Annotated in this window: 8 protein-coding genes; 7 read left to right on the top strand and 1 reads right to left on the bottom strand. The window is 50.1% G+C overall.

The features are described from left to right. On the top strand, positions 1-290 hold a 290-nt coding region (locus ACTF7Q_RS09595), incomplete at its 5' end, for an amino acid--tRNA ligase-related protein (protein WP_438997616.1). A gap of 13 nt (positions 291-303) precedes the next feature. On the opposite strand, the gene ACTF7Q_RS09590 is transcribed toward ACTF7Q_RS09595, so the two are convergent. Next, complete coding sequence (locus ACTF7Q_RS09590) at positions 304-1,347, bottom strand: COX15/CtaA family protein (RefSeq protein ID WP_438997615.1); 1,044 nt, start codon at positions 1,345-1,347, stop codon at positions 304-306. Between the two features lie 289 nt (positions 1,348-1,636). Between ACTF7Q_RS09590 and ACTF7Q_RS09585 the strand changes: the two genes are divergently transcribed. The 6 genes from ACTF7Q_RS09585 (at position 1,637) to groL (ending at position 7,415) form a co-directional block, all read left to right on the top strand. After that, a complete protein-coding gene (locus ACTF7Q_RS09585) occupies positions 1,637-2,857 on the top strand; it encodes an NAD(P)-dependent oxidoreductase (protein WP_438997614.1) in 1,221 nt (406 codons plus the stop codon). A gap of 1 nt (position 2,858) precedes the next feature. Next, a complete protein-coding gene (locus ACTF7Q_RS09580) occupies positions 2,859-3,239 on the top strand; it encodes a DUF2849 domain-containing protein (RefSeq protein WP_438997613.1) in 381 nt (126 codons plus the stop codon). Next, entirely contained in the window at positions 3,217-4,872 is a 1,656-nt protein-coding gene (locus tag ACTF7Q_RS09575; protein ID WP_438997612.1) for a nitrite/sulfite reductase, read from the top strand. The genes ACTF7Q_RS09580 and ACTF7Q_RS09575 overlap by 23 nt, the downstream gene beginning before the upstream one ends. Further along, on the top strand, positions 4,865-5,293 hold the full coding sequence (locus ACTF7Q_RS09570; protein WP_438997611.1) for a DUF934 domain-containing protein: 429 nt from the start codon (positions 4,865-4,867) through the stop codon (positions 5,291-5,293). Before ACTF7Q_RS09575 ends, ACTF7Q_RS09570 begins: the two co-directional genes overlap by 8 nt. A gap of 146 nt (positions 5,294-5,439) precedes the next feature. After that, positions 5,440-5,727 (top strand): co-chaperone GroES, encoded by a 288-nt coding sequence (gene groES, locus ACTF7Q_RS09565; protein ID WP_332923436.1) that lies wholly within the window; start codon positions 5,440-5,442, stop codon positions 5,725-5,727. A 38-nt stretch (positions 5,728-5,765) separates the two neighbouring features. Further along, positions 5,766-7,415, top strand: coding sequence for a chaperonin GroEL (groL, locus tag ACTF7Q_RS09560; RefSeq protein ID WP_438997610.1), 1,650 nt, complete (start codon positions 5,766-5,768; stop codon positions 7,413-7,415). The last annotated feature ends 203 nt before the right edge of the window (positions 7,416-7,618 follow it).

Raw genomic sequence — 7,618 nt, 5'->3', positions numbered from 1 at the left:
TGTATAAAGCCTTTGAAATTGCCGGTTATGACAACAGCGTTGTCGATGACAAGTTTCCCGCCATGATTAATGCCTTTCGGTTTGGCGCGCCGCCGCATGGTGGTATCGCCCCAGGTATCGACCGGATGGTGATGCTCATTGCCGACGAGCCGAATATCCGCGAGGTTATCCTGTTCCCGATGAATGGTAAGGCCGAGGATCTGATGATGGCGGCACCATCCGAGGTTGACGATACGGCGCTAAACGAGCTGCATATCCGCCGTGCGCCGGTGCCCAAAAAATCAGGCTAAATATAAAATCAGGTTAAATATTTTGCACGGCTTCGGTCTTGCTGGTGCCATGCAATAGCCACAGAACGCTGGCAAGCAAGGCCACGGCACCAGCTTGATGAAGTCCGCCTAGCCATACTGGCACACCATTGAGCAAGGTGAAAATACCAATGATAAATTGGGCGCTGATGGCGGCTAGCACCATATAAGCCCGAAGCCGAAATCCGGGTATGACGTGCATGCGCAGGGCCAATGCCAATACGGCAACAAAAGTCAATGCCGCAAGCCAGCGATGATGGAACTGCGCCGATGCCGGATTTTCAAAAGCATCACGCCAGCCTTCGTCACCATATTCGACTGGCACCAACCCGTCGCCCATAAGCGGATATTCGTTATACAGCAGGCCAGCATCCATACCAGCGACCAACGCTCCAGCAAGGATAGTAACGGCAACCATAATCAAACTGCCCAGCCCATGACCCGATGGCCGTTGCGACTGGCCATCGCGCAGATCAAGCGCGACCCAGATCAGCAAACTGAAAATAAGCAAAGCCATACCCAGATGCGTGGCGAGCCGATATTGCGATACGGTGGCATCTTGTGACAGGCCAGATTTAACCATCCACCAGCCAATCACGCCTTGCGACCCGCCAAGCACCAATAATATAAGCAAGCGGCGACCATAGCCAGCAGGTATCATCTGTTTTACCGCAAACCATAGCAGTGGCAGGGCAAAGGCTATGCCCAGCAAACGTCCCCATAAACGGTGAAAATATTCCCAAAAGAAAATGTGTTTGAAGCCTGCCATATCAAGGCCAAAATTAATCTTGTCATATTCGGGCGATTGTTTGTAAAGCGCATAAACACGATTCCATTCAGCCTCGCTGAGCGGCGGCAATGTACCCATCAGTGGCCGCCATTCAACCATCGACAGGCCGCTGCCGGTCAAACGCGTAATGCCGCCAATCACCACCATGATCGCAACCAGCCCAGCCATAAGCAAAAGCCATAATGCAACAATATTCTGGGATTTTTGGGTGGCATGTGCCGACCAGAATGAAGACAGATTTGTGGTCACTACTTTACTCCAGACATGACAGCAACCTTTAGCCGCCACATAATTCCCTCTAGGTGAAGTATATAGCATCCCGTGCGGCCAGATTAAATGGTCGCATTGCCGCAGGGGTGTTTGGAGCACCGTCCATATTTCAATCACAATCCAATATTTAAAAAAAAATACCACTGAATCTAATAATAAGAAATTATATTTTTTTCAGCGCGTTATTTTATTTAAATACCACAAAAATTTACTAATTATGACGATATGAAACTGTCTATATAGACAGTAAAGCTATGGAAGCTGAACAATGGCATCATATTTTCCAATCTTTATTGATGTACAAACTGTTCCGCCTTTGGTGATTGGCGATCGCGATGTGCTGGTGTCCAAAATACGGCTACTGTCGAAAATGGCACCCATTATTGATGTTGTTTCAATTACGCCATCTTCGGCGGCATCTTCGGCGGCATCTTCGGTCAAAACTTTGGCCAGCCCAGATCACATATCAGATCAGATATCAGCTCAGATAAATATGATTGCTGGCGTGACAGCGTATGATGATGCGGTGCTTTCGATGCTGGCTGGTCGGCCTTTGGTGATAATTGAGACCGGTGATCCAGCGCGAAATAAGGCACTTGCCAAGCATGCACGATCGCTTGGGGTGCCGGTGAATGTGCCGGACACCATTTCCCTATGTAGTTTTTTTCTGGGTTCGATTGTTGATCGTTCACCTGTCATTGTGGCTATTTCCACTTCGGGGCTGGCACCAGTTCTGGCACAGCATATCCGGGCACGAATCGAAGATATGCTAGCACCAGCAACAGGCAGGTTGGCGCATTATCTGTTTCGGCTTCGTGACCGGATTAAACATTTTCCGCATGCCATGCGTCGCGGCTTGCAACATCAGATTCTAAAGGGACAGATTGCCCAATATGTCTTGGCAGGCAAAGAGACGGTGGCTGATAATGCCATCTTGCACATGCTAGGCAATGTTTCGCCATCACACGACCCATCACAATACCGGACACATGCCGAAAGGGCGCAGATACAAATTGTTGATGCAGGTGCAGGCGCCAAGGGACTGTTGTCACTAGACGCGGCAGAGGCTATCCGTCATGCCGATAGTATTTTTTACGACCACCTGGTGTCGGACGAGGTGCTTGATCTAGCCCGGCGCGAGGCCAAACTGACATTCTGCCAGATTGTTCACAATGCCCAAGATCAGCCAAAAGGCGGTCAGCACAAAGACAATATGTCGATGACATCATTACTTGGCAAACTGAAGGCGGCGTCTAAAACCAATGACCGTATTATCTATCTGGCTGGCGGTGATCCACGCCAGACGCGCACGGCTGATTTTATGTTCAAAGCGCTTAGCGATCATGGCCTTGCTGGCCAGCATATCACCTCGGCGGCAACGCCGCGCGTGCCATCCTATACAGCATCAAGACCCGCCATTAATGCCAGCGAAATAGTGCAGCTGGGCGTGATTAACAACCGCAATAACGATCTGCGAGAAGGTGCCTGATATGTCAAAAAACCCTGATATGTTAAAAACTGATGATATTATCCTAACCGCAAATCGGCTTGATGATGGCGTTGTGCTGTGGATGACGGCCAAGCTGGATTGGGCAACTGACCGCAGCAAAGCCGCGCGATTTGACGCTGACAATGCCCCCCTTGCCACAGCCCGCGCTGAACAGGATGTGGCCGAAAACCGGATTGTTTCGCTCTATACTGTTGCGGTGAATGGCAAGGCAGACCAGTCAGCGCGTGAGACAATCCGCGCCGCCAGAGGTCCGTCCATCATCCCCCCTGCGGATAGGTCAGCTTGTTCCCCTGTTCCGTTAGGCAGATATTTTCATCCAGTTATAAAAAGAGTGCCGCATGTATCGTTACGATCAGCTTGACCGAAATTTTGTCACAGCGCGGGCGCAACAATTCCGCCATCAGGTCGAACGACGGCTGGCGGGGGCGTTAAGCGAGGATGAATTCAAACCCTTGCGCTTGCAGAATGGTCTGTATTTGCAACTTCATGCCTATATGTTGCGGGTCGCGATACCCTATGGGGTTCTGAGCGCGCAACAGCTTCGTGGTCTGGCTGGAATCGCTCGTGATTTTGATCGCGGCTTTGGCCATTTCACCACCCGGCAGAATATCCAGTTTAACTGGATCAAGCTTGTGGGAACGCCTGATATTCTGGATCGGCTAGCCAGCTTTGATATGCATGCGATACAGACCTCGGGTAATTGTATCCGCAATGTCACTTCGGATCCATTTGCCGGTGCCGCCGCCGATGAGCTGGAAGATCCGCGCGGCTGGTGTGAAATTATCCGGCAATGGTCAACCTTGCATCCTGAGTTTGCCTTTCTGCCACGTAAATTCAAGATTGCCGTATCGGCAGGCGCGACAGACCGCGCCGCCACGGGCTTTCACGATATTGGCTTACGCATGGTCAAAAACACAGATGGCCAGATTGGCTTTCGGGTGCTAGTTGGCGGTGGACAGGGGCGCACCCCGCGTGTCGCCCAGCAGATCGCCAGCTTCCTGCCAAAGCATCATTTACTATCCTATCTCGAAGCAATTCTGCGCGTATATAATCAGGCTGGACGCCGCGATAATATCTATAAGGCGCGTATCAAAATTCTGGTCGAGGCGATGGGTATTGATGCCTTTCGTGACGCGGTTGTGGCCGAGTGGGAAAAAATCCGCGATAGTTCTATCGACCTGCCTGATGCCGAGCGCGATCGGATTCTTGCCCATTTTGCACCAGTCGATTTGCCACCCGTCACCACGCGTGACTATATGGATGCTATCACGCGCCGCCGGCAAACTGACCGTGCTTTTGATCAGTGGATGACGCGTAATATCACGGCTCATTGGCATCCTGATTATTGTGCGGTCATGATTAGCCTGAAAGCGATTGACCGTCCGCCAGGCGATGCTTCGGCGCATGAGATGGAAGCCATAGCCGAGATTGCCGAAACCTTTGGCCAAGATGAAATTCGCGCAACCTATGAACAGAATCTGATTATCCCGCATATGGCTAAACAGCATCTGCCAGCAATATATGACCGACTCGCCGCGCTTGGCCTTGCCGGTGCTGAGGCGGGGCTGATTAGCGATATGATCGCCTGTCCGGGGCTGGATTACTGTAACCTTGCCAATGCGCGCTCATTGCCATTGGCTGATAAAATTTTCCGCCGTTTTGATGATGCTGACCGGCGTGCCGATATTGGTGCGCTACGGCTTAATATTTCTGGATGTATCAATGCCTGTGGGCATCATCATGCGGCTGACATTGGCATTTTGGGCGTTAATAAAAAGGGTGTTGAACATTATCAGATCACGCTGGGCGGTCAGGCTGGCGAAATGGCCGCAATCGGCAGTATTATGGGACCGTCTTTTGAAGAAGCTGATGTGCCCGCCGCGATCGAACGTATCGTCGATACCTATATGGATTTACGGCATGACAATGAAACATTTGCCGATAGTCTGATCCGTCTTGGAACCACACTATTCAAGGAATCGCTTTATGCGTGATGATGCTATCCAGACACAGCTGTTTGATCTTGCCGATGCTACAGTGATAGATGCGGCAGATCGGCCTGTTGCCGATTACAGAATCGCCACGAGTGACAGCGTGGCAGATGAGTCCATATATGCGGGGCTTGGCACAAATAGCATGATCGAAATCAGTTTTGACAAATTTTCTGATGGGCGTGGTTTTACCTATGCCCGGCGCATATCTGAGGCTGGGTTTGCTGGTATGCTTGTGGCTAGCGGTCATGTGATTGCCGATCAAGCCGATTATTTGCGCCGCTGTGGTTTCACCCATGCTGATATCCCCATATCAAGAATAGATGACTGGCAGGCTGCCTTATGCGCCATTTCAGCCCATTTCCAGCATATGACAAACTCTCCACGTAGCCGTATGGCTGCGTCTGCCATACGCCGCAGATAAGGCAATAATTAATTTTTTGATCAATTTTTTTTCTCATTGCTTGACAAGCTGTCGCAGGAAGCCCACATAGCAATCATCAAGGGCTAGCACTCGCGATGGGTGAGTGCTAGTGACACTTTTATTTGCATAACGGAGGAGAGAAAGGCATGAAATTCAGGCCCCTTCACGACCGCGTAGTTGTACAGCGGATGGAATCGGAAGAAAAGACTGCAGGCGGAATCATTATTCCAGATACAGCCAAAGAAAAGCCAATGGAAGGCAAAGTTATTGCCGCCGGAGCTGGTGCGCGAGATGAGACTGGCAAAGTCCAGCCACTTGACGTTAAAGCTGGCGACTCTGTGCTGTTTGGTAAATGGTCAGGCACCGAAGTCAAAATCGACGGTCAGGATTACCTGATCATGAAAGAATCCGACATCATGGGTGTTATCGAATAGATCGTCCCCTCAAAGTCTAAAGAGAAGGAATATAGAAAATGGCTGCTAAAGAAGTCAAATTCGGATCAGAAGCTAGAACAAAGATGCTCGAAGGTGTCGATATTCTAGCGAACGCCGTTAAAGTCACATTGGGTCCAAAAGGCCGTAACGTGGTTTTGGAAAAGTCATTTGGCGCACCTCGGATCACCAAAGACGGTGTGACTGTTGCTAAAGACATCGAATTGAAAGACAGGTTCCAGAATATGGGCGCACAGATGGTGCGTGAAGTGGCGTCAAAAGCTAATGACGTTGCTGGTGACGGGACAACAACCGCTACGGTTCTGGCGCAAAGCATTGCCCAGGAAGGCGCAAAAGCTGTTGCATCTGGCATGAACCCGATGGATCTGAAACGCGGTATCGACATGGCTGTCGACGCTGTTGTTGAAAAGATCGTTGCTGGGTCAAAGACCATTTCAACATCTGACGAAGTGGCTCAGGTTGGAACTATTTCAGCCAATGGTGAAGAAGCAATCGGCAAGATGATTGCCGAAGCCATGGAGCGTGTTGGTAATGAAGGTGTGATCACCGTTGAAGAAGCCAAAAGCCTCGACACCGAATTGGATGTTGTTGAAGGTATGCAGTTCGACCGCGGTTACTTGTCACCTTACTTTGTAACTGATGCCGAGAAAATGCGCGCTGTTCTTGAAGAGCCGTATATTCTGTTGCACGAAAAGAAACTGTCAAATCTACAAGACATGCTTCCTATTCTGGAAAAAGTTGTCCAGTCAGGCCGTCCATTGTTGATCATCGCCGAAGATATCGAAGGCGAAGCTTTGGCAACTTTGGTTGTTAATCGTCTCCGTGGTGGCCTGAAGGTTGCTGCTGTTAAGGCACCTGGTTTCGGTGATCGCCGCAAAGCCATGATGGAAGACCTTGCTATTCTAACGAACGGTACTGTCGTATCAGAAGAAGTTGGCATTGCGCTTGATAGTCTGACACTCGAAATGCTTGGTTCTGCCAAGCGCGTCGAGATCACCAAAGACGAAACAACAATCGTTGATGGGTCTGGTGATAAGACCGAGATCGACGCACGTTGTAACCAGATCCGTGCCCAGGCTGAAGAAAGCACTTCAGATTATGACCGTGAGAAGATGCAAGAGCGTTTGGCCAAACTGGCTGGCGGTGTTGCTGTGATCAAGGTTGGCGGTGCTACCGAAGTCGAAGTGAAAGAGCGTAAAGACCGTGTTGACGATGCTATGCATGCAACCCGTGCTGCGGTTCAAGAAGGTATCGTCCCTGGTGGCGGTGTTGCGCTTGTTCGAGCATCAGTGGTTCTTGATGGCTTGAAACCAGCTAACCGCGATCAGGAAGTTGGCATCAATATCGTTCGCCGCGCGTTGCAGGCTCCAGCCCGTAACATTGCGGAAAATGCTGGTGCTGAAGGGTCTGTCGTTGTTGGCAAGCTCATGGAAAGCAGCGATCCAAATATGGGTTACGATGCCAAGAACAACGAATATACCGACATGATCAAAGCCGGTGTTATCGATCCGACTAAAGTGGTTCGTTCTGCTTTGCAAAATGCGGCATCTGTTGCTGGCCTTCTGGTCACAACTGAAGCTATGGTTGCTGAAAAGCCAGAGCCAAAAGATCCAATGCCAGCTGCCCCTGATATGGGCGGTATGGGTGGTATGGGTGGCATGGGCTTCTAAGCCAGCCATCTATATGAATGAAGATCAAGCCGGAGGGTGGCAACGCCCTCCGGTATTTTTTGTAAAATTAGCAGAAAATTAACCTAGCTCGAGTATTTTTTTACTGTGAAAACAGACGGGTGAGCTAACAATGAATTTTAAAGGCACAAAAGCTACTCTTTTTCCAGCAGTAAAGACTTCGGAAAAAGAAATCAGAAATGTAA

The sequence above is a fragment of the Puniceispirillum sp. (SeqCode) genome (genome assembly GCF_965657105.1).
GTDB lineage: Bacteria > Pseudomonadota > Alphaproteobacteria > Puniceispirillales > Puniceispirillaceae > Puniceispirillum.
This window is presented reverse-complemented; position numbering and strand designations above follow the sequence as displayed.